The organism is Paenibacillus intestini (assembly GCF_030803945.1).
GTDB lineage: Bacteria > Bacillota > Bacilli > Paenibacillales > Paenibacillaceae > Paenibacillus > Paenibacillus polysaccharolyticus.
This window is the reverse complement of record NZ_JAURUN010000001.1, coordinates 451,584-473,905: the sequence shown is the minus strand read 5'-3', so window position 1 is coordinate 473,905 and position 22,322 is coordinate 451,584. Positions and strand designations below refer to the sequence as shown.

Below are 22,322 nucleotides of genomic sequence, written 5' to 3'. Positions count from 1 at the left end.
ACCTTTCGGGATATCTAGATGGTGAACTAAGATGATGGATGATGTACTTATGCTGATTTAGTTATATGGGCGATGTATTTAATCGTAATTATTACGATTAAATACATCGAGAACTATACCTTATTCCACCTTTGCTTGTCAACTGAGTCCCTTTGAGCGAGCTTTTTAATCGTAAAACAACTGATTAACTGCCCGAATCGATGTATGTTACGGCAAGTACAAGCATATATTCTAGCAAAGTTCTAGTTACGGAGGTCTTTTCATGAGAATCGCAGCTAGTTTGAAACTTCTCACCTTCCTGGTTCCCTGTGCCTTTCTGGTTCCGGTTGTTATTGCGTTCGCCCCGGATCTCAATAAGGTCTGGAATAGTGAAGCGTTGCAAAATATAAAAACAGTATTTGTGAGTATTTTTCTGGAAGCGGCCCCCTTTCTGCTCATGGGCGTGTTCCTGTCCTCTCTGATGCAATGGTTCGTATCGGAAGAGATGGTGCGAAGACTGACCCCCAAACATCCGGTTGGGGGCGTGCTTGTAGCGGGCCTGCTCGGTATTGTTTTTCCCATCTGCGAATGCGGAATGATCCCGGTTGTACGGCGGCTTATGCATAAAGGCATGCCTGCATATATTGCGGTAACGTTCATTCTAAGCGGTCCTGTCGTCAATCCGATTGTGTTTACAGCAACTCTCATGGCATTTCCTAGTCATCCAGAGATCACCATCGCTCGAATGGGACTGGCTTTTACGGTGGCTGCTGCCGTTGGTGGGCTTGTGTATGTTTTTGTGAAACGCAATCCTCTGCGCATGCCCAAAACGGTCGTGACGGAAGTAAAGACACATCCTGGGTTCAAAATGGCTTCTTCAGCTCATTCTCATAAACATTCTGATGATCATTCTCACTCGCACGGTGGCACCCATGACCATCATCACTCTCATAAGAAGGACTGGCGTAGCTTTTTCATCCATGCCGGTGAAGAATTCGTCGATATGAGCAAATATTTGGTGATTGGAGCATTGATTACAGCGTGTATTCAGACATTTGTGAGTCGCAGTGATCTTGTTGCGCTGGGAAATGGCCCGGTTGCCTCGTATGTATTTATGATGGGCTTTGCATATGTTCTGTCCTTATGTTCTACATCGGATGCTTTTGTTGCGTCAGCCTTCTCACATACGTTTGCTTTGGGTCCGCTGATTTCCTTCCTTGTGCTCGGCCCGATGCTGGATTTCAAAAGCACGCTTATGTTACTCTCCACCTTCCGCACCCGTTTTGTCATTGGCTTAAGTCTGGCGATTATCCTTCTGGTTTTTGCCGGGTCTTGGCTCGTGAACTTCTTAGGGTGATTGAGATGAAACTGCTTCTAGCTGAAGAGTACTTGTTATGTTATTAACAACATTAATCATTAATGCTGTTAATTAGTTTACCGGGTGGTATCTCCTCATTTGAAATGATCCATAGATGAGATTCATACAAGAAAGGAGTGCAAGTCATGGCTCACGCAAATCATGCGATGAACAAGAACTTTTTTACGAAAAGGATCGTCATTCAGTGGCATACGCTCATTCGAGCAGGCTGGATTGGCAGTCTGGCTGTGTATATTATGCACCTCAAATCGAGCAATTCCCTGCATTATTATCTGGCTCCCACGATGCAAACGCTACTTCTCGGTTGTGCAGTTCCTCTCCTGTTTATTGCTGTTATTATGGCATGGCATGCTTTTTGGGGTCGAAATGAATTCGATTGCGATTGTGAGCATGCTCCACCTTCCGGCCTGATTCGCAGTTTTATGGTCTACGGTCTAATTGCTTTGCCGCTATTGCTCGGTTTTCTACTACCGGATCAAGCTTTAGGCAGTTCGATGGCAAGTCAGAAAGGAATGTCTCTGACGTATACTCCACCTGAAATAAGGCGTAAAGACCCACTGCCAGACGCGTCTGCTAAGTTGAACGTGCAGGATTATACGGTCACGCAAGGTATAAAGCAGCAAAATGACAAGTTATCCGAATTACCTGCCAGTGTGCAGTTTGTACCACCGGATGAATACAGCCGGGAATTCGCGGAGCTGGCAGAAAAGTTATACGTACAACCTGTCATCCAGGTGTATCCAGAGATATTCTCGGAAACCCTCGGCACCATCGATATGTTCCAGCGCCAATTCACAGGCAAAGAGATTATGCTGACCGGCTTTGTTTACCGGGACGATAACATGGAGCATACATCTCATTTTGCATTAGGACGTTTTCTCGTGATGTGTTGCCCGGCAGATGCGGCTCCTTTCGGCGTGATGATTCATATTCCGGATGCCAACAAGTTTGAGAAGGACAGTTGGGTACAGATCCGTGGTACCATTGGCTCCGCGCAAGTCAACGGTAAAGATACGATGGAAATTCAGGCAACGTCCGTAACACCGATTAATCAGCCAGCTTCTCCTTATATTTACACCAATGCCGATTCCGTTAAGGCATATGATAAGATCGTAAGTGAGTGAGTGAGTGAGAGAAAGTAGAGCATCATTGAGTTGAAGTGGAGCACTTTACGAAAAGATCGCCAGCACACTTCTATTTCTAACGATCTCAGACGAGCTTATTTAGGTGAAAATAGGCTTTTTGAAATTCTAACGATCACCAGAGAGCTTATTTTGCTAAAAACACAAGAAAAAGCCCTTTTTCACATCAAAATTCTAAAATAAGGTTTCCTGTGATCGTTAGAATATTTAAACGCGGGAAATGGCTCAAATAGCGTTCCTTGTGATCGTTAGAAAATTAATCTCATTGGATCGTTTTAGACGCTCCATTTACACAAAAGTTAGTAGCCGAGCTGATGATAATCATGATGATCATGACAATTTAAACTAACGAAGAGCGGTTAAGCAACATTTTCAAGGTTCATAGAGAACCAGAACATCGGACTGAGGATTGTCGTATTATGTACTCAGCCGTGTTTCGAGTTTACGTGCACGTCGTCTCCGAACAAAAAAAGACGGGCAGATTATATCTGCTCCGTCTTCTTTCTAATATTATGTTCACCTGTTTACAAGTGTGTATCTACAACTGTGTGCCAGTAAGGGATCTCACGACAGTTTTGTGGTAGTCTAGCGGACTGCCATCAGCAGGTAAGTCATGAGTGCATCGTTACCCTGCTTATCTATCAGTCTACCTTATTTATCCTTTTACTCCGTTACGATATCATGAACCAACACAGGTGCATCGGCATGATCTGCAATAGTGATGTTTTCCTTGATTTTTGCAATCACGGCATCGACATCTTCACGATTCGCATGAATGGTTACCAGAGATTCACCGGCTTTCACTGAATCACCAACTTTTTTGTTCAGCATCAAACCAACCGCCAGATCGATCTCGGACTCTTTTGTTGCACGACCTGCACCAAGCAACATCGCAGCCGTTCCGATCTCATCTGCAACGATTCCAGCTACATACCCGTCACGATCTGCTGGAACTTCGATTAGATATTGTGCTTGTGGCAAGCGCTCTGGGTGATCGACCACAGAAGCATCGCCGCCTTGATTGGCCAAGAAATGTTTGAATTTCTCCAGCGCTTTACCGTTCTGAATCACTTCTTTGAGTTTCTCTTCCGCCTGCTCCAGTGAATCTGCTTTACCTGCAAGATATACCATCTGACGTCCCAGTGCAAGGCACAGTTCTTCCAGATCTTTCGGACCTTTACCTTGTAGTGTAAGAATCGCTTCTTTCACTTCCAGAGCGTTCCCGATGGCAAGACCCAGTGGCTGGGACATGTCGGAGATAACCGCCATTGTTTTACGTCCTACATTGTTACCAATGCTAACCATGGCGTGTGCCAACTCTTTAGCATCTTCTGTTGTTTTCATAAACGCACCTGCGCCTGTTTTTACGTCCAGTACGATCGCATCTGCACCTGCTGCGATTTTTTTGCTCATGATGGAGCTGGCGATCAATGGGATCGAGTTTACCGTTGCCGTTACGTCACGAAGTGCATACAGCTTTTTGTCCGCAGGTGTCAGGTTGCCACTTTGACCGATAACCGCTACTTTATGTTCGTTTACGAGACGAATAAACTCTTCTTTTTCCAACTCAACATGGAACCCAGCAACGGATTCCAGCTTGTCCGTAGTACCGCCCGTGTGTCCCAGACCACGACCAGACATCTTCGCAACAGGTACATCCAGTGCAGCAACGAGTGGCGCAAGTACCAGTGTCGTCGTGTCTCCCACGCCTCCAGTGGAGTGCTTGTCAACTTTAACACCTTCAATAGCTGAAAGATCGATCGTTTCGCCGGAGTTTACCATCGACATCGTCAGATCGGCACGTTCCTTATCCGTCATATCTTTGAAAAATACAGCCATCGCCCATGCGCTGACCTGATAATCCGGGATTTCTCCTTGCGTATATCCTTGAACGACGAAATCGATCTCTTCTGTGGTCAGTTCTTTTCCGTCACGTTTTTTAGCAATAATGTCTACCATTCTCATGATGATCTCTCCTTTTGTAAAATGGATTGTCTAGAACACGTGTTGAGCGGGGCCGTTCCGGACCCGGATCGTTCTTTCGATCGCTGTTGTCTTCCCATTTGTTTTGAATCACCTTTACTAAGGTTAAAATGTGAAAACAAAGGCGAGCGCTTCGCTTCTACAGAATCGATTCCGGTTCCTCCACTCCATGCTTCAACACCAGTTTCGATACAATCATTAGGGATTGTTTTTATGGTATACCGTTGAGCGGGACCGTTGAGCAGGAGCCGTTCCGGCTATGGATCGTTCTTTCGATCGCTGTTGTCTTCACCTTTTTTTTGAATCACCTTTACTGAGGTTAAAATGTGAAAACAAAGGCGCACGCTCCGCTTCTCCAGAATCGATTCCAGTTCCTCCACTCCATGCTTCAACACCAGTTTCGATATGTTTACAGTGTAATTGCTGTATCCAACGCCACAACCATCATGTCGTTAAATGTTTTTTGACGCTCTTCAGCTGATGTTTCTTCGCCTGTCAGCAAGTGATCACTTACGGTCAGGATTGTCAAAGCGTTCACGCCAAATTTCGCGGCAATCGTGTAAAGCGCTGTTGTTTCCATCTCCACGCCAAGAACGCCGTGTTTCATCAATTTCTCTGTCACGGAACGGTCATCGCGATAGAAGGAATCGGAGCTAAATACGTTACCTACGTGGATTTTCATGCCTTTTGCAGTGGCACGGTCATAGGCTTCTTTCAACAACGAGAACGTTGCAATTGGTGAGAAGTCGTATCCACCGAAAACATGTTTGTTCATGCTGGAATCGGTACAAGCTGCTTGAGCAAGGATTACATCACGTACACGTACATGCTCCTGCATTCCTCCGCAAGTACCTACACGAATCAAGTTTTTTATGCCATATTCGCTAATAAGCTCGTTCGCATAGATTGCGAAGGATGGAATCCCCATGCCTGAACCTTGCACCGAAATCCGGTGACCTTGATATGTACCTGTGAAACCGAGCATGCCACGAACTTCGTTGTAACAAACAACGTCTTCCAGATACGTGTCAGCAATGTATTTAGCGCGTAGCGGATCTCCTGGCAAAAGGATCGTTTCTGCGATATCTCCTGGTTTTGCTCCGATATGTGTACTCATGTGTAATCTCCTCCGATATAGATGATCTTTGTTACGATAGATAACCTTGAGTTCTTGATGTCGAGTCTTGTTGGTTTCAAGTTATTACATCCGCGTCTGAACGAAATTTACTTCAACTCATTCAAGAAGCTTTTGCCGTACTGCGGCAGTTTTACGCCAAAGTTATCTGCCACGGTTGCACCGAGATCGGCAAATGTGCTACGCAGTTCAAGCTTTTTACCCTCGCTAAAACGCGGGGAGTAAGCCAGCAGTGGTACATATTCACGCGTATGATCTGTGCCGCGGTAAGTTGGATCGTTACCATGGTCAGCTGTAATCAGCAGCAGATCATCGTTTGTCATTTTCGCAAAAATCTCAGGTAACCGTGCATCATAATCTTCAAGGGCTTGCGCATAACCTTGCGGATCACGGCGGTGACCGTATAATGCATCAAAATCCACCAGGTTCAGGAAGCTGAGTCCAGTGAACTCTTCGTCCAGCGTCTCAGACAACTTGTCCATCCCATCCATATTGGACACAGTACGAACAGCTTTCGTTACGCCTTCACCGTCATAAATGTCAGAGATTTTACCCAAAGCAATCACATCCAGACCGCCATCTTTCAATTCATTCATCACCGTGCGTCCAAATGGTTTGAGCGCGTAGTCATGACGGTTCGCCGTACGTTTCCAATTCCCCGCTTCACCAACGAATGGACGGGCAATAATACGACCGAGCATGTACGGATCTTCAAGCGTGATTTCACGACAGAACTCACAGATCTCATACAGTTCTTTCAAAGGTACAACGTCTTCATGCGCTGCAATTTGCAGGACAGAGTCAGCTGAGGTGTATACGATCAGCGCGCCTGTTTCCACATGCTCCGCACCCAGCTCATCCAAAATCTCCGTGCCGCTGGCTGGTTTGTTACCAATGACCTTACGGCCCGTTTTCTCTTCAATGCGCTGAATTAACTCATCCGGGAAGCCATTCTCGAACACACGGAAAGGTGTATCAATGTATAAGCCCATGATCTCCCAGTGACCTGTCATCGTGTCTTTGCCACGTGAAGCTTCCTGCATTTTGGTGTAATACGCTTTAGGTTTATCCGCCACAGGGATACCTTGGATTGGTTCAATGTTGGACAGTCCGAGACTTGCCATATTCGGCATGTTCAGACCACCACGTTCACGTGCAATGTGACCCAACGTATCGACGTTAAAGTCATCGAATTCTGCTGCATCCGGCGCTTCGCCGATTCCTACAGAATCCATAACGATCAGATGTACTCTTTTGAATGTTGACATAAGTTAAGCACTCCTTCCAGCTTCCAATAATCCGAATTACAAAAACAGTCCAGTGATGATCGCAGACAGCACGCTGACCAGCGATGCACCGTAAAGCAGCTTCAGACCGAAGCGGGCCACCACATTGCCCTGTTTCTCATGAAGTCCCTTCACCGCACCGGCAATAATACCGATGGAGGAGAAGTTGGCGAAGGATACGAGGAAGACGGATACGATTCCTGTTGTTCTGGCAGATAATGCCGTTTGCTCGCTCAAACTCAGCATCGCAACAAATTCGTTGGATACCATTTTGGTAGCCATAATACTGCCTGCCTGAATCGCTTCTTTCCAAGGGACACCCATAACAAAGGCAAAAGGTGCAAACACATACCCAAGCAGTTCCTGGAACGAAATACCGATTACAGCGCTAAATATTCCGTTAATCAAGGCAATCAGGGCGACAAAACCGATCAGCATCGCCGCTACGACAATTGCTACTTTGAATCCGTCCAGAATGTATTCTCCCAGCATTTCGAAGAACGATTGTTTCTCTTCTTCCCGCACTTCCAATATATCTTCTTCCGCCGTAACCCGATACGGATTGACGATGGAAGCAATGATAAAACCGCCGAAAAGGTTAAGCACAAGCGCTGTCACTACATATTTCGGTTCAATCATCGTCATATAGGCGCCGACAATGGACATCGATACCGTGGACATTGCTGATGCACAGAGGGTGTACAGCCGATGTTTCGGCAGTAGCCCGATTTGTTTTTTCACCGAGATGAACACTTCAGATTGCCCCAAAATGGCGGAAGCAACCGCGTTATATGATTCCAGTTTGCCCATTCCATTGACTTTGCTTAATACCAGACCAATATATTTTATAACAAAAGGTAAGATTCGGATATACTGCAGGATACCAATTAAGGCAGAGATGACCACAATCGGCATTAGCACAGTCAGGAAAAACGGACCGCTCCCGCCTTCTGCTCCAATGTTGATCAAACCGCCGAAAACAAAGGTGATCCCTTCGGCTGCGTAATCAAGCAAGTTCTTAAATACGGTGGAAAATCCGCCAATCAGCCATGTTCCCACTTCCGTATTCAGCAAAGCGTAAGCCAATATAATCTGTAAAACAATCATTACCGCAAGCGGTCGGTATCGAATCTGTTTCTTTCCGTTACTGGCGATATAAGCCAGTCCAAAAACAACGAGTAAGCCAAGGATGGCAATAAGGTATTTCATGTGATCTCTCCTTTGAAGGTCGTTAATCCCGTTGTATAAACTGCTCAAAGGGTTACTGAATCTTATTTTGTGTCATTTCATAACATATGATTTCAGAAATTTTATAAAGCGCTTACAAACAACAGGATATATTACGTTGCATGTTCAAGTGAAAAATGGCCCTGAACCCTGTCATGTATCTCAGGCAGAGTTCAGGAGAATAACTCATTTTAGTAAGAAGAAGTGGACTGGCCGCCTTGCATGATTTTCACGCCAGAGCTTGCTCCGATTCGAGTTGCCCCTGCTTCAATCATTTTCTGCATATCTTCCAGACTGCGCACGCCGCCGGATGCTTTAACCCCTACGTCCGGACCAACGGTACGACGCATCAGGGCGATATCTTCCGGAGTTGCCCCACCTGTGGAGAAACCAGTTGATGTTTTCACAAAATCTGCTCCGGCTCTGACAGCCGCTTGACACGCACGTACTTTTTCATCATCTGTCAACAGACAAGTTTCAATAATTACTTTCACCAATGTACCTGCCGCAGCTTCGACAACAGCACGAATGTCCTGCTCTACAACATCATCTTTGCCGTCTTTCAGTGCGCTAATATTGATGACCATATCAACTTCTGTTGCACCTTTAGCAATAGCATCTTTTGTTTCAAACGCCTTTGTTTCCGAAGTTGACGCCCCCAGAGGGAAACCAATAACTGTACAGATATCTACGCCAGTGCCTTGAAGTTGCTCTGCAGCGTAAGATACCCAGCCCGGATTCACACATACCGATGCAAATTGGTACTGCTTCGCTTCTTCCGTCAGCTTGGTAAGCTCGTTACGAGTTGCGTCTGCACGAAGCAGCGTGTGGTCGATCATTTTGGCTAATTGTGGTGTAGTCAATTGAAATCTCTCCCTTATCTGAACTGGTGAACTTATATCCTTACACTATCATGAACATATGTAAAAATCAACTTGAACATTCGTTCATTCATCATTTGTGGATCGAAAAGTGAACTTTGTGTTACGCCATGAGGAAATATTACTTGTTCCGTGTTTATTTTCCGCCTTACATAGTAAAACATCCGCCCGGATGTCATGGCAGATGTTGTCACTGTTGAACTTAATATGAAGTTGTGCAGGTGACAAGAATAGCAGCCATATGGGTTGGGTAACCCATCTATTCGCTTTCCTATAAACGAAGCAATGCCTGCGCTGTGTATTGATCCGTAACCAAAATGTTGGCATACTGGCCTTTCAGAGCCGCATGAATCGCTTCAATTTTGCGCCCGCCCCCAGCCACGAGAATGGATTTCTCCTTGTTTCTTAATTCAGCCAAATCAATCCCGACCGTTCTGCTGTTAATCTCCTCACTGATCAAGTGCCCTTCCGCATCAAAAAAACGTGAACAAATGTCACCTGCACCAGACTTCATCAGAAGCTCCTGCTCTTGTTCGTTAAAATATCCCAGCTTGAACAGAAGTGCATCCTCTTTCACGGTTCCTACCGTAAATATGGCGATGTTCGCCTGTCTTCCCAGCTCAACAATGCGTCCAATGTGACGGTCTGCCTCGACCATTTTTTTCACTTCAATATTATCGAAGATCACCGGAAGCGGCAGATACCTGGGAACCGTATGAAACGCTTCCGCAAACAGATGAACAATATCCGCGGCATAGGTGTTTATATGGGAGTGACTTACGCCCCCTTTAAGCTGTACCACTTCTACGCCTTTCACCTGCTTGGGTCTGAGTTGACGTGCGACCGCATGCATTGTTGTTCCCCATGTCACACCGATAATGTCCGCATCCTGCACGGTGTCCTGCAAATAGTCCGCAGCTCTCTTGCTTATATGCTTCTGAATCTCCTCATCACTCTTCAAGGGTGCAAAACATACCAGAGCGGTCTCCAGATTGTATTTGGCTTTCAGTTCCCCGCCGATAATATCAATATCCTCCAGCGGGTCCATGATTTCAATGCGCACGTACCCTCGGTCTTTGGCATATTGAAGAAGCCTCGATACGGTAGGACGTGATACGCCCAGTCTTGAGGCAATATCCTGCTGACTGTAATCGGACTGATAATACAATTTTGCCGCTTCAATGCTTAATCGCTGTTTCTCCAAGTCCATTCCCATGTGCATTCATCTCACTCATCTTATTATCGTTGGAAAATAAAATATAACGTTTGGCCTCAACTTCTGGTATATAGCTGGCTGAACTTGTACGTATAAAGCTCATTTCGCTACAATACTTGTCCTTATATATTATACATATATTAAAGTTTCCATCACTATATTTTGCCAAAAGTCAAATTACATACCACCTCCGCTGTCTCAGTGACCAACTTACCCGGTCTTTTACCCAAACGGACGAATAAAAAGTAACATCGCACCCCATACTACTCCAGTCACTGGAGCTGTTTCTTGAGTATATGGACCCATAAATCAACCCACATTGGAAAGTGAGGATACCAAGTTATGTCTACTTTATTGTATATTACTGCCCATCCGCATGATCATCAAACCTCATTCAGTATGGCTGCCGGCAAAGCGTTTATTGATGCGTACAAAGAAAGTCATGCCTCAGACGAAATCATTCATCTCGATCTGTACCGCTCCAATATCCCACATATCGATGCGGACGTATTCAGTGGATGGGGCAAGCTGCAAACTGGAGGCGACCTGAGCTCTGAAGAACAGTCCAAGGTACAACGGCTGAATGAACTATCCGACCAGTTCGCGAATGCAGACAAATATGTATTCGTTTCACCGCTGTGGAACTTCTCCTTCCCGCCAGTACTTAAAGCATATGTTGATTCTATCTGTGTAGCAGGCAAAACGTTTCGTTATACAGAGCAAGGTCCGGTAGGACTTCTGACGGATAAAAAAGCATTGCATATTCAAGCGCGCGGCGGTATCTACTCGGAAGGACCTGCGGCTCAGATGGAATCGGGACATCGTTATTTGGGCATTATCATGTCATTCCTGGGCGTGCCGAAGCTGGATGGTATCTTTGTCGAAGGGCATAACCAGTTCAAAGATCGTGCCGAGGAGATCAAACAGAAAGGGATTGAAGAAGCGCAGCGTTTTGCCAAGCAGTTCTAAGTAAGATAGAACGAGCCAAACAGCCGTAATCAGGACCAACGATCATCCGCAATGATAAATAAAACCCGCATCACAGCCCTAGAGCATAATTCTAGGGTTGATGCGGGTTTTTCATGTAAATCTGCACTGTATAACAGTGTTGTATAACTTATATTAATGCTCAGCCTTTGTGCGCCCCGGCACTGGCACGGCTCATCGTTTCAAGCTTGCGAGTAATCGCATGGCGGTCTATTTTCAGTCCCCAGATTAACTCGATAATCTGTTCTTTTTCTTCAGGATGTTCGGCTTGTTTTAATTGTAGCAACAATTCATGCATCTGTTCGTTGATGTCTTCAAACTGGTTCCAGAGATCCTGCCGTACTTCGGTAGAATCCACGTGATGGTTGGCATCGACTTCTTCCTTCAATGCTTGCAGAATAGCGTCTTTCCATTCGTCATCACCAAGTTGTTTTGCAATGTTCAGGAGATCCAGATAATCGTCAACAAGAAGAGAGTTCAATTCAGCATATGTTTTCATCGTTTATTGCATCCCCTTTTCGTTCTATTTACCCAGTATTATACTCGGTATTTCAGGTAATGCAATAGTTGTCGAGAAAAAGGGAATCATTTGCTTATCTTCATGTCATATTTTGACGAATCTAATAACCTTGACATTCTTCCCTTACGACTGCAGGAACTATCCTGTTTTAATATCCAACCAGATCAAGATTTAAGTTGCTGCAGTAGCTGAACTCGATAAGCTTCACTTTCAAGGGATTGAATCTCTTTATATTCTGCGTCAGTCAAAATTTTAGGTTCGCCTGCGGCCTTGGCAATCATATACACTTTGGCACTTTCCTCTACCACTTGTGTACGGTAATAGGCTTCGCGCAGATTTTTACCTGTCGTAACCAGACCGTGATTGACGAGAATAAGCGCAGAATGTTCGGTCACCTTAGCAGCAACGGCATCGGCGAGAAGTTTGGTCGTTGGCAGTACGTAAGGCACAAATCCGATATCTCCAACCAGGGCGGACTGATCCGGAAACAGGTGCGGAAGATGGTCAAAAACAAGACTTAGGGCTATCGTATAAGCCGGGTGCGTATGCACAATAGCCTGAATATCCGGGTTAGCACGATAGCTGAACAGATGCATGAGGACTTCAGACGAAGGACGGCTGGCTCCTGCTTGTGTCTCTCCTGTCTCCATATCAATGGCGATCCATTCATCCGGCTCCAGTTCCTCTAGCGCGAACCCGCTTGGAGATAAAAGCATCGTATTGCCTGAGCGTGCACTAATGTTACCTCCCGGCCCGACAACAAGTCCTTGAGTTACTGCCTTACGGGCATATTTGGTTAGTTCTTCTCTAATCTGCTGTTCAGACATGTTTCTCTCACTCCTTTATTGCTGGTGTTGTTTCCGTTGGTTGAATTGCTGGTACTTTCCATATGCTTCCTGCCAGCACTCTGAATCTTGAGGTGTATACATCTCCGTATTGAAGGAGGCCGATACAATGTCACGGATCTCGGACAAACCACCTACTTCACCAAGAGCCACATATTGGAGCAGGCAATTGCCCGCAGAAGATGCCTCAACGGGTCCAGCAATTACCGGAACACCCGTAGCGTTTGCCGTAAACTGGCATAGCAGGCGATTGTGGACACCGCCACCAACCATATGAATCACAGGAGGCCTTACGCCTGTAATCTGTTCAAGCTCATCCAGCGTCTGCCTGAACTCCAGTGCCAGACTTTCCAATATACAGCGAACGATGGCTCCTACGGTTTCGGGAACCGTTTGGAACGTGCGCTCGCAATATTGCCTGATTCGTTTAGGCATATCTCCTGGGCTCATAAAAACATCATCTCCCGGAGATACCACCGATTGATGTGCACCTGCTGATACAGCAAGCTGAACTAACTCTTCATGAGAGTAGAATCGATTTTCCCGTTCCCACTGGCGTTTACATTCCTGAAGCAACCACAGACCTGAACGATTTTTCAGCGTTCTCACCTTACCATTCACGGTTCCTTCATTCGTAAATCCAAGCTCCAGAGCCTGCACACTTAACACAGGTGAATCACGTTCCACCCCCATAAGGGACCAAGTTCCACAGCTAATAAATGCATAGTTCGATTCAGTCGCAGGGATCGCCGCCAGTGCTGAAGCCGTATCATGTGATCCCACTGAAACAACTTTCATGGGACCGGTGCGTAGCTCTCTAACCAGATCGTCTGATAAATGGCCTAGTATAGTCCCTGAGTGAACCAATCGTGGAAATAACGATACAGGTAAGCCGAGGCGGCTCATTAACGGTTCATTCCATTTCACTTCCCCGCTATGCAACAAACCACTGGTGCTTGCTATCGTATACTCGCATGCTTGCTCGCCAGACAGATAATAGTTAAACAGGTCCGGCAGGAATAATAGACGTGTATCAGCATCGGGATTCATTGTACTATCTTTAGAATTGATCCCACTGTCCTGAAGTTCACCGTATAACTGAAATATCGTATTAATCTGCTGAGGTAGCACACCTGACATCGTATATAGCTCTTGTTCATTGAGCATCTGAAGCACATCGTTCATCGATTTCGCATGACGTGCATTACGATAATGACGGGGATTGCAGCGCAATCTTCCCGCACCATCAATCAGTCCGTAATCCACGCCCCAGGTATCCACAGCAATGGATTGTATCCGTCCCGGCATACCTTCAGCGCCTTTGCGTATCCCTTGTTTCAGCTCATAAAATAAACGCAGGAAATCCCAGTACAATTCATCCCCAAGTTGAACTGGCTCATTAGGAAACCGATGCACCTCATGTAGCGTCAGTCTGCGTCCATCTAGAGCGCCCCGTATGACTCGACCGCTGCCAGCACCGAAATCAGCAGCAAGTACATATGCAGCCTGATTGCTCATAAGAAAGCCTCCTTAATTCAGCGTCTCAACGATACAACGGTCCAAATACATGACAAGCGCGATAATCTGCTCCCTCCGGCTCACTTGTGCCAAACAATCCCCATGCACGCGGACGGAAAATTTCTGCCTCAGGTACATTGTGCATATTTACGGGGATGCGTAACATCGATGCTAACGTAATCAAATCTGCACCGATATGTCCGTACGAGATGGAACCGTGGTTGGCTCCCCACTGATTCATCACCTCATAGACCGAAGTGAATGCTCCGGAACCCGTCAGAATTGGGGCAAACCAGGTCGAAGGCCATGTGGGATCGGTACGCTGATCCAGCATGTCATGAACATGCTCCGGCAGATCCACCGTGTAACCTTGGGCAATCTGTAGCACGGGTCCTAATCCCTTAACAAGATTCAGACGAGTCATAGTTACAGGCATACCGCCTTTGGTCAAAAAGTCAGCCGAGTATCCTCCACCACGGAAATACTCAACGGAAGCCGGTCTCCATGAGGTCGCTTTCAGGCAATGCTGCACCTCTTCATCCGTGATATCCCAAAAAGGTTTGAGAACAGGCTTGCCATCTTTCGTTTGTTCCCCCGTTCCATCAAGGGCAGCAGATCCGGAGTTGATCAGATGAAGAATTCCCGCTTTCCCGTGCCCTTCCAGTTGATGACCAGTCACACGCTTCACCGAATCAGGGCTCCAATACGTCCGTACGTCCGCAAAAATCTGAGCCGTATGTGTGAGTAGAGACCCAAACAACATGGATACACCGTTTAAACTGTCATTCTCCGTTGCCACAAGATAGGGTGCACGTTTACCATTCCAATCGAACGTGGAGTTCAGTATAGATTCCAGGAAATCTCCATTAGGGGCATGATCCGTCCATTGCCTCTGGCCTTGGAACCCCGAAACAATGGCATGATGGCCCATGGCCTCTTCTTCATATCCAAGCGCAGCAAGTTTCGGATTTCCTGCCATCAGATCACGTACGATTTGCGTCATTTTAACAACCGTTTCCCACTCGTCGTCTTTGCGTTTTCGATCGGACTGAAGATGCTCCGGATTGTTATCCGGTCCTTCATTGCAATTATCCTTCACCCAGGCAAGTGCCCGCTCGTATTCCTCAGGATCATAGATTTCTTCTTCGATCCGCCGCGTCAATTCGCTCATATCCACATATTCGTTTCGCATGCCCAGATATTCCTGGAAAAAAGAATCATTCACGATGGAACCTGCAATCCCCATCGACACCGAGCCAATGGACAAATACGCCTGCCCCTTCATTGTGGCCGCCGCAAGTCCAGCACGGCTGAACCGGAGCAGCTTGTCACGCACATCATCTGGAATGGTCGTATCACCGCCGTCCTGCACATCTTCACCATAGATGCCGAACGCAGGAATCCCCTTCTGTGCATGTGCAGATAGCACGGCAGCCAAATATACGGCTCCCGGTCGCTCTGTGCCGTTAAAGCCCCAGATAGCCGTCGGTATAGACGGTGACATATCCATCGTTTCCGTACCATAACACCAGCAAGGCGTTACGGTAATCGTTACACCCACATTCGAACGGCTGAACAATGTCGCTGCGGCCGCTGCTTCGGCTACACCGCCGATACAGGTCTCCGCGACCACGCATTCGACTGGAGAACCGTCGTCATAACGAAGCTCGGATGAGATCAGCTCAGCTACAGACGTTGCCATACGCATCGTTTGCTCTTCCAACGACTCACGCACACCCTTGCGTCTGCCATCTATTGTGGGACGAATACCAATCTTGGGAAAAGGCTGTTGATAACGATAATCCTGATGAGTCATGCGAGAACGTCCTCCTTTTAGTGCATTTCATTAAATGCATGTGGAATTGAGAATATTCTGACTGAACGATGAGCGATAAAAGAAAAAGAAATCAGATCACACTACCTGGTGGACATTTGCCGATAACCACACTCGTTGAACTTTTGAATACGTTTACATAGATTTAAAAAAATAAACCACTCTCATTAATTATCATGAAAAATAACGAGAACGGTTGCTGTGTTGACTCAAAAAATGAATTTATAAAGATTATTTTGCATAAATAACCTATCGAACGATTTATCTTAACTGTACTTCTTAAATCAGATTAAAAAAGTGCTTAATCCAGCAATTTAAAAACGAGTTAAGATCGTAGAATGTCTTTCAGGGTTATCGGTAACCCTAACTTACCACGCACCTATGTTGCTGTCAATTACCATTATCCTTTAAAATGAAAAGACTATGCTGTGGAAAGGTTCGATTCCATTTGATTACAATCTATGATATTGCCAAAAAAGCAAATGTCTCTGCGATGACTGTCTCCAAAGTCATTAATCGCACAGGTCGCATCAGCACGGCTACACGTGAGCGTGTGCAGCAGGTCATCGATGAACTGGGCTACATTCCTAACTCCAATGCACGAAGTCTGGTGTTGCAGCGAACTCATATGCTGTCTTTGCTAATTACGGACATTACCAACCCTTTCTATACAACGCTGGCCCGTGGAGCCGAGGATGCTGCGCATCTTCGGGGTTATCGTGTTTTATTTGGTAACAGTGACGAGGATTATCGAAAAGAAAAAGAGTATGTGGAGGCGATCCTGTCGACACGGGTAGATGGCGTGCTCTTTGCACCTGCAGGAGATCGCTCTCTCCCCCATCTGCAACAGTTGCAGGCTCGAAACATTCCATTTGTATTTCTGGATCGAATCGTGCCCGGCATCACTTCAGATGTGATTGCCGGAGACAGCCGTGAAGGCGCAATAGAGCTTATACGTTACCTTACTCAACTTGGACACGAGCACATTGCACTGGTCAACGGGTCTTCGGAAGTTTCGACTGCCAGACTGCGTGAGGATGGTTATATCGAAGGACTGCAGGAAGCAGGGATTACCCCTGATCCTTCCCTTATACTCCGTACAAGTTATCGTGATTTTAGTGATGATGAAGGATTGGAACGTTTGCTCTCCAGGTCACAGCAGCCTACAGCTATTTTTGCGGCGAACAACATGCTGGCGATTGGAGTGATCCGTCTGCTCCGTAAACGAGGACTTAGAGTACCCGAGGATATCTCTGTCGTTTGTTTCGATGATCTAGATCTGGCTTCCGCTTTTGATCCTTTTCTGACCGTCATTGCACAACCTGCTTATGAATTCGGATATCAAGGGATGCAGATGCTGATTGACCGGATTGAAGGAAAACTCTCATCTGACGCTGAAACGATGATCTTACCTTCCGAGCTGCGAATACGTACATCCGCTTCTGTTCCGCCTACTAATTAATGTTATACAAATTTAACTAGAGAGTTTACGCAGTCTACTTCGATGACCAAGTTCGAGAAAAAAGACAAAAAAACAGGACGTCCCCGAGATGAACTGCACCTCCAATTGTTAGACATTATCAACAATTGGAGGTGCAGTTCACTCTGGTCATCCTGTTTTTTAATATGATCAATTTAAGCATTTATTCGATACAAGTGTATGTCTATTAGCTCTCTTATAACGGATAAGTGCATCTCTTGGCGTGATTATCGTTCTGACTGTAGCGCAAGAGCAATCTCACGCACAAGACCCGGAAACCAGTCCATAAGCGTTTCAAATGTATACCCTTCATGCTCTGCTTTGGATGTGTCCATCGTCCATGACTGCTGCACTCCGAAAGGCGACATATCTTCGTCCACGGTTTGCTTCAGAACCTGAGCCTGCATTCCCGTCACCGTTTCGATTAACTGCATCATCGATGCGAGTGTAATCGCCCCCTTGGACGCGGCATTCACAGGTCCGATTAACGACACATTACCAAGCCAGGCAAGGAATCTTGCCGCTTCCGTTGAATTAATAAACCCAATCTCGGCTTCGGGATTCGGCATGCCTATCGGTTTTCCTTGTTGTACATGTTTGATATGAAAATGAAGCCGTCTCGTATAATCATCCATACCAAGTACAATAGGAATGCGCATGGCCGCTACCGGGAAGGACGCCGTTTGGAAAAAGACAGCTTCGGCAAACCGTTTGCCTTCACCATATGCAAAGTCCTCCTTGTTACCATACTGCAGTGGATACGTATATGGATCAAAGTCCGTTTCCACAAATCCTTCTCTTGGTTCCCCATACACCGAAAGTGTAGAGGTTAACACATATCTTTTAGTACGTCCGGCAAATGCTTCACATGCAGCCTTGGCTTCATTCGGAGAGTAACAGATATTATCGTAGACGATATCCCACTCATCCGACTGTGCAACCTCTGCTACAGACTGAGGGTTTTCCCGATCCATCCGGATTCGCTTCACTTCCGCTCCAAAATCGACCTCCGTCTGTCCACGAGTCGCAATCGTGATCTCTGACTTCCCTTCCCAGATCAGATGATCCACAAGTCGTTTACCGAAGAAACGTGTACCTCCAAGAATAAGAACCTTTTTCATCTCGTTTCCCTCCAATCTTAATCTGTCTAAAGTGAAGGCTTTCTTATCCGAAGGATCGTATGAGCATTACGCTGAAATTCATATGACGTTCTAACTTCAGATAGAAGATAGCCCTTATTTTCCAAAAACATCTTCAGTTCGTCCATATATTCATAACGCTTGCCTGACAGATCTACTGTGGGAAAAATACGTACTTCATGCTTTGTGACACGTAACATCTCTAATAACGTTCGAACATGAAAATCAAAATTCAACCGATCTGCATAAGTAAATAAGAAATGTGCGGATAAGGTCAAATCAAACTGTTCATCATTGAAAGGCAGCTCAGGCAATACCGTGGCTACGTAACATTCAGGATGCTGTCTCATATCTTCCACACAATCCGTAATCGCGCGCAATCGTTCTTGCCTCAACCCTTCAATCGTTCCGAATTGATCCCAGACATACATCCCTTGAACAGCTTGGATCTGTTTCATCGTATGTTCAATATCCTGAAACCCCTTCGTTCCTAGTTCATTCATGCCGTACTGGTAAACGATATCTGACGCTACAGCATGAGCCCCAAGCTTCCGAGCCTGACCACTGAAGGAACATGCGCCTCCAGGGCAATCCAGGATGTTCTGGCCTGCAAGCTCCTCCCTGGTCAGATCAAACATAAGCATGTATTCCTCAAACGTTCTTCCTATAAAAACAATCTGGGACAGTTCCAGACCGCTCTCTTCATGCTGATGCATCTGTTTGCTGCGTTTCCTGTCTCTGATGATGTCTTCCGAATGTTCCCACTCTTCTCCGCTCTGCTGATCGTTCACGATCCTCTGCTCTTCTCGGCTCATCTCGTTCGCTTCCTCTCTTATAAACTCTCTCGTTTAATCATTGGGGAAAACAAGACCAATCTGTTGCCTGATCTGATCCATGACCTTCATCGTTTGATAGGAGCGTTCGTACGTATTCATAGTGGATTCTATTTTCCCTTGTTGCACCAGATTCACGAACTCCTCCACTTCATAATACATCGCGGGATGTGGCTGTTCCACCGTCAGTACCTCAATCGTACCGTCATTATAACGAATTTCTGCATGTTCCGGCGATCCAATCTTGTCGATGATGATACTTCCGCGCTCACCCATAATTTCGCTAGGTACGTGTGAATTGGCGATTTTGGAGTACGTTACGACCGCATCCATTCCATCATAATTCAGCAACACACTGCCTTGCCCGTCAACGCCGGATTCCAGCATCATGGCTTGAGATTGAACCTGGTTTGGTGCTCCGAATAACGTAATAAGTGGATATAAACAATATACACCCAGATCCATTAATGCCCCATTAGCGAGCTCAGGCTTGAAGGCATTTAACACAATACCTTCCTTGTACTTGTCATAACGAGAAGAATACTGCGAATAACCCGCTATGTACTTGCGAACAGGGCCGATTTTAGGCAAATGTTGCTCTACACTTTTAAAAACCGGAACGAGAGTGGACTTCATCGCTTCCATCAGTAACACCTCATGTTTGCAAGCTGTCTCAATCATACTGTGTACTTCTGCCGCATTCGCCGCAAGAGGTTTCTCACACAGTACATGCTTGCTATTTTTCAGAAAAAGCTCTGCTTGTTGTGCATGGAGTGTATTCGGCGTGGCAATATACACTGCATCCAGCGCATCACTAGCTGCCATTTCTTCCAAATCCGTAAAACGATAGGCTGCTTCATACCGATCTGCAAATGCGTTAGCCTTATCTTCTGTTCGCGAATACACCGCCGTTAGCTGAAAGCCTTGCACTTGAACTGCAGACTCCAGCAGCCTTTCCGTAATCCAGTTGGTACCTACTACACCGAATCGAACCATGTTTATCTACCTCTTTCTTCTATGACTGATGTTTGTTATTTGTTGTTGGATATTTGTTCAATGGTTAGATAATAAGATGATCTCTGCTTCATAACCTATCCTGTACATTGTAGCGTATATTTCAGCAGGAATGAAGAAAGAGCTAATCTCAATCCTTCCGTAGAAAGATTCAATACCATGTGTTTTCATTATATCAGTTGAACTTTTCATTTACACAGACACGGAGAGGACAGAGAAAACCTGGAAAAGCGAAGCGCTCGCCTAAAAGCTTTCTGCAAGAAAGCTGCATCGGAAGCATACGCTTATCACCAGATTTTCCCTTTGTAAAAGGGAATTCAAAAAATCTGGGGATAACCGCTACTCTTCAGGTTGTTCTGTCATCGCAGTGTTCCGGGTAAATATCTGTTATTCAACTGATATAGTTACAATATTGATATCTTGCGATTTCAATCCGAAACTTCGTCATTTCTCAATCATGCAGGGTATAATTAAAGCAGAGGTGAACCTGATGAAACCCACAGAGCAACATGATACCCTGCCTTCATGGATTCCCCATGAGTACTGGGAAGCGATAATCCAGAATGATCACACGTACGATGGTACGTTTTTCTACGCGGTACAAACAACCGGTATTTTCTGTCGTCCCTCGTGCAGATCAAGAGCACCCAAATCGGACAATGTCCTGATTTTTCAAAATGCCGAACAAGCGCTAGCTCACAACTTCAGACCGTGCAAACGCTGTAAACCTACAGGAGAACGGGTGCCAGATCAAGAGTGGATTTACGGGGTTACGGAATATATAGCAAAACACTATACGGAACCATTGACGCTGGATGTACTTGCTGTTGCTAGCCATGGGAGTCCGTACCATCTGCACCGGGTGTTCAAACGCATTACAGGTCAAACCCCGGTTCAATATATCCAAGCGAAACGTATCAGCGAAGCTCAAGCTCTTCTTGAACATACACATTTAACCGTTAACGAAATCGCACGCCAAGTAGGGATATCTAATCCGGCTTATTTCATTTCTGTTTTTCGTAAGCTCGCCGGATGTACTCCTGCACATTACAGAGAAAGGCATGACAGTTCATGAAGGCTCAATTGGCTTACAAGGTGCCCAAAACGTTATTAAACAAAGGCACGGGCTTCCTGAATGGTTACACCCATACCTTGAATCCTTATACCGGTTGCACCTTCGGATGTTCGTACTGCTACGTTAGACAGATGCCTGTCAACTTATTTCGTAAGGAAGACTGGGGAAGCTGGGTTGATGTGAAAAAAGAAGCCTCCGGCATTCTCGCCAAAGAATTGCAGCGAGCCCGTAAGAAAGGAAAAATAACAATATTCATGTCGTCCAGCACCGACCCGTATCAACCCGTCGAAGCCCAGGAACAAATCACACGTTCATTGCTGGAAACGATGCTGATCGAACCGCCGGATTTTATTTTACTGCAGACCCGCAGCCCGCTGGTTACTCGTGATATTGATATCCTACAGAAACTCGGTGAACGTGTGCGAGTGAGCATGACCGTCGAAACCGATCAAGACGATATCAGGAAGCATTTTACTCCCTCTGCACCACCTATCGCAGGTCGCCTACATGCACTTAAACAACTACGGGATGCTGACGTCCCGACTCAAGCAGCTATTGCACCTGTATTGCCGAGCAGTGAACAGTTTGCGTCTACACTGAGGCCGCTTGTTCAGCGCGTGTGCATTGATGACTATTTTATGGGTGACGGTAGCGAAGGCAAGCGCACACGGAGACTTGGGATGGAGGCTCTCTATCAGGAGGTCGGAATGCAGCACTGGTATCAGCCGGATGCTTACCAAACGGTTGTGGAGCGAATGCAGTCGCATTTTTCAGATCAGGAGATCTATATAAGTCAGGCCGGATTTGAGCCTTGATTATAAATACATTTTGCTAAATGTCAGATAAAACA

19 protein-coding genes are annotated in these 22,322 nt (G+C 46.0%); 6 read left to right on the top strand and 13 right to left on the bottom strand.

Annotated elements, in window-relative coordinates; translation table 11 throughout:
• Positions 1-262 precede the first annotated feature (262 nt).
• Positions 263-1,336, top strand: a complete 1,074-nt coding sequence (locus J2T16_RS02095; protein ID WP_336120092.1) for a permease — start codon at positions 263-265, stop codon at positions 1,334-1,336.
• Positions 1,337-1,482: 146 nt separating this feature from the next.
• Positions 1,483-2,481: a TIGR03943 family putative permease subunit gene (locus J2T16_RS02090; protein ID WP_154891821.1), complete on the top strand. Its 999-nt coding sequence runs from the start codon at positions 1,483-1,485 to the stop codon at positions 2,479-2,481.
• A 681-nt stretch (positions 2,482-3,162) separates the two neighbouring features.
• Here J2T16_RS02090 and J2T16_RS02085 read toward each other — a convergent pair.
• From J2T16_RS02085 to deoR, 6 genes are all read right to left on the bottom strand, one after another.
• Positions 3,163-4,464, bottom strand: coding sequence for a pyrimidine-nucleoside phosphorylase (locus J2T16_RS02085; protein ID WP_090924848.1), 1,302 nt, complete (start codon positions 4,462-4,464; stop codon positions 3,163-3,165).
• A gap of 427 nt (positions 4,465-4,891) precedes the next feature.
• Complete coding sequence (gene deoD, locus J2T16_RS02080; protein WP_499017686.1) at positions 4,892-5,599, bottom strand: purine-nucleoside phosphorylase; 708 nt, start codon at positions 5,597-5,599, stop codon at positions 4,892-4,894.
• A 107-nt stretch (positions 5,600-5,706) separates the two neighbouring features.
• Positions 5,707-6,885, bottom strand: coding sequence for a phosphopentomutase (gene deoB, locus J2T16_RS02075; protein WP_499017685.1), 1,179 nt, complete (start codon positions 6,883-6,885; stop codon positions 5,707-5,709).
• A 36-nt stretch (positions 6,886-6,921) separates the two neighbouring features.
• On the bottom strand, positions 6,922-8,112 hold the full coding sequence (locus J2T16_RS02070; RefSeq protein ID WP_090924846.1) for a NupC/NupG family nucleoside CNT transporter: 1,191 nt from the start codon (positions 8,110-8,112) through the stop codon (positions 6,922-6,924).
• Between the two features lie 209 nt (positions 8,113-8,321).
• Positions 8,322-8,969: a deoxyribose-phosphate aldolase gene (deoC, locus tag J2T16_RS02065; RefSeq protein WP_154958012.1), complete on the bottom strand. Its 648-nt coding sequence runs from the start codon at positions 8,967-8,969 to the stop codon at positions 8,322-8,324.
• 313 nt (positions 8,970-9,282) lie between these two features.
• Positions 9,283-10,221 (bottom strand): DNA-binding transcriptional repressor DeoR, encoded by a 939-nt coding sequence (gene deoR, locus J2T16_RS02060; protein WP_090924853.1) that lies wholly within the window; start codon positions 10,219-10,221, stop codon positions 9,283-9,285.
• Between the two features lie 348 nt (positions 10,222-10,569).
• Here deoR and J2T16_RS02055 point away from each other — a divergent pair, with 348 nt between their 5' ends.
• Complete coding sequence (locus tag J2T16_RS02055) at positions 10,570-11,196, top strand: FMN-dependent NADH-azoreductase (protein ID WP_499017684.1); 627 nt, start codon at positions 10,570-10,572, stop codon at positions 11,194-11,196.
• Positions 11,197-11,356: 160 nt separating this feature from the next.
• Here J2T16_RS02055 and J2T16_RS02050 read toward each other — a convergent pair whose 3' ends face one another.
• From J2T16_RS02050 to J2T16_RS02035, 4 genes are all read right to left on the bottom strand, one after another.
• A complete protein-coding gene (locus tag J2T16_RS02050) occupies positions 11,357-11,713 on the bottom strand; it encodes a hypothetical protein (RefSeq protein WP_221789504.1) in 357 nt (118 codons plus the stop codon).
• A 185-nt stretch (positions 11,714-11,898) separates the two neighbouring features.
• The gene (locus tag J2T16_RS02045; RefSeq protein ID WP_090924843.1) at positions 11,899-12,561 is read right to left on the bottom strand and encodes a class II aldolase/adducin family protein; all 663 of its coding nucleotides are present in this window, start codon (positions 12,559-12,561) and stop codon (positions 11,899-11,901) included.
• Between the two features lie 15 nt (positions 12,562-12,576).
• Positions 12,577-14,097, bottom strand: a complete 1,521-nt coding sequence (locus J2T16_RS02040; protein ID WP_499017683.1) for a rhamnulokinase — start codon at positions 14,095-14,097, stop codon at positions 12,577-12,579.
• A gap of 25 nt (positions 14,098-14,122) precedes the next feature.
• Positions 14,123-15,913, bottom strand: a complete 1,791-nt coding sequence (locus J2T16_RS02035) for an L-fucose isomerase (protein ID WP_499017682.1) — start codon at positions 15,911-15,913, stop codon at positions 14,123-14,125.
• A 466-nt stretch (positions 15,914-16,379) separates the two neighbouring features.
• Between J2T16_RS02035 and J2T16_RS02030 the strand changes: the two genes are divergently transcribed.
• A complete protein-coding gene (locus tag J2T16_RS02030) occupies positions 16,380-17,393 on the top strand; it encodes a LacI family DNA-binding transcriptional regulator (RefSeq protein WP_499017681.1) in 1,014 nt (337 codons plus the stop codon).
• A gap of 245 nt (positions 17,394-17,638) precedes the next feature.
• Here J2T16_RS02030 and J2T16_RS02025 read toward each other — a convergent pair whose 3' ends face one another.
• Genes J2T16_RS02025 through J2T16_RS02015 form a run of 3 tightly spaced genes read right to left on the bottom strand, consistent with a single transcriptional unit; the run spans position 17,639 to position 20,379 of the window.
• A complete protein-coding gene (locus J2T16_RS02025; RefSeq protein ID WP_499017680.1) occupies positions 17,639-18,532 on the bottom strand; it encodes an NAD-dependent epimerase/dehydratase family protein in 894 nt (297 codons plus the stop codon).
• Positions 18,533-18,558: 26 nt separating this feature from the next.
• On the bottom strand, positions 18,559-19,365 hold the full coding sequence (locus tag J2T16_RS02020; protein ID WP_499017679.1) for an SAM-dependent methyltransferase: 807 nt from the start codon (positions 19,363-19,365) through the stop codon (positions 18,559-18,561).
• Between the two features lie 33 nt (positions 19,366-19,398).
• On the bottom strand, positions 19,399-20,379 hold the full coding sequence (locus J2T16_RS02015; protein ID WP_499017678.1) for a Gfo/Idh/MocA family protein: 981 nt from the start codon (positions 20,377-20,379) through the stop codon (positions 19,399-19,401).
• 508 nt (positions 20,380-20,887) lie between these two features.
• Here J2T16_RS02015 and J2T16_RS02010 point away from each other — a divergent pair.
• Both J2T16_RS02010 and J2T16_RS02005 read left to right on the top strand, forming a co-directional pair.
• Positions 20,888-21,472 carry a bifunctional transcriptional activator/DNA repair enzyme AdaA gene (locus tag J2T16_RS02010; RefSeq protein ID WP_499017891.1) on the top strand — a complete coding sequence of 195 codons (585 nt, stop codon included), beginning with the start codon at positions 20,888-20,890 and terminating at the stop codon, positions 21,470-21,472.
• Positions 21,469-22,287 (top strand): SPL family radical SAM protein, encoded by an 819-nt coding sequence (locus J2T16_RS02005; RefSeq protein WP_336120100.1) that lies wholly within the window; start codon positions 21,469-21,471, stop codon positions 22,285-22,287. Before J2T16_RS02010 ends, J2T16_RS02005 begins: the two co-directional genes overlap by 4 nt.
• Positions 22,288-22,322: the final 35 nt, after the last annotated feature.

Bases quoted from the DNA above. Each gene is read 5' to 3' on its own strand.
- J2T16_RS02040 (WP_499017683.1), bottom strand. From the start codon at position 14,097: ATGAGCAATCAGGCTGCATATGTACTTGCTGCTGATTTCGGTGCTGGC.
- J2T16_RS02055 (WP_499017684.1), top strand. From the start codon at position 10,570: ATGTCTACTTTATTGTATATTACTGCCCATCCGCATGATCATCAAACC.
- J2T16_RS02070 (WP_090924846.1), bottom strand. From the start codon at position 8,112: ATGAAATACCTTATTGCCATCCTTGGCTTACTCGTTGTTTTTGGACTG.
- J2T16_RS02085 (WP_090924848.1), bottom strand. From the start codon at position 4,464: ATGAGAATGGTAGACATTATTGCTAAAAAACGTGACGGAAAAGAACTG.
- J2T16_RS02025 (WP_499017680.1), bottom strand. From the start codon at position 18,532: ATGAAAAAGGTTCTTATTCTTGGAGGTACACGTTTCTTCGGTAAACGA.
- J2T16_RS02010 (WP_499017891.1), top strand. From the start codon at position 20,888: ATGAAACCCACAGAGCAACATGATACCCTGCCTTCATGGATTCCCCAT.
- J2T16_RS02045 (WP_090924843.1), bottom strand. From the start codon at position 12,561: ATGTCTGAACAGCAGATTAGAGAAGAACTAACCAAATATGCCCGTAAG.
- J2T16_RS02095 (WP_336120092.1), top strand. From the start codon at position 263: ATGAGAATCGCAGCTAGTTTGAAACTTCTCACCTTCCTGGTTCCCTGT.
- J2T16_RS02020 (WP_499017679.1), bottom strand. From the start codon at position 19,365: ATGAGCCGAGAAGAGCAGAGGATCGTGAACGATCAGCAGAGCGGAGAA.
- J2T16_RS02015 (WP_499017678.1), bottom strand. From the start codon at position 20,379: ATGGTTCGATTCGGTGTAGTAGGTACCAACTGGATTACGGAAAGGCTG.
- J2T16_RS02035 (WP_499017682.1), bottom strand. From the start codon at position 15,913: ATGACTCATCAGGATTATCGTTATCAACAGCCTTTTCCCAAGATTGGT.
- deoD (WP_499017686.1), bottom strand. From the start codon at position 5,599: ATGAGTACACATATCGGAGCAAAACCAGGAGATATCGCAGAAACGATC.
- deoR (WP_090924853.1), bottom strand. From the start codon at position 10,221: ATGGACTTGGAGAAACAGCGATTAAGCATTGAAGCGGCAAAATTGTAT.
- deoB (WP_499017685.1), bottom strand. From the start codon at position 6,885: ATGTCAACATTCAAAAGAGTACATCTGATCGTTATGGATTCTGTAGGA.
- J2T16_RS02090 (WP_154891821.1), top strand. From the start codon at position 1,483: ATGGCTCACGCAAATCATGCGATGAACAAGAACTTTTTTACGAAAAGG.
- deoC (WP_154958012.1), bottom strand. From the start codon at position 8,969: ATGATCGACCACACGCTGCTTCGTGCAGACGCAACTCGTAACGAGCTT.
- J2T16_RS02050 (WP_221789504.1), bottom strand. From the start codon at position 11,713: ATGAAAACATATGCTGAATTGAACTCTCTTCTTGTTGACGATTATCTG.
- J2T16_RS02005 (WP_336120100.1), top strand. From the start codon at position 21,469: ATGAAGGCTCAATTGGCTTACAAGGTGCCCAAAACGTTATTAAACAAA.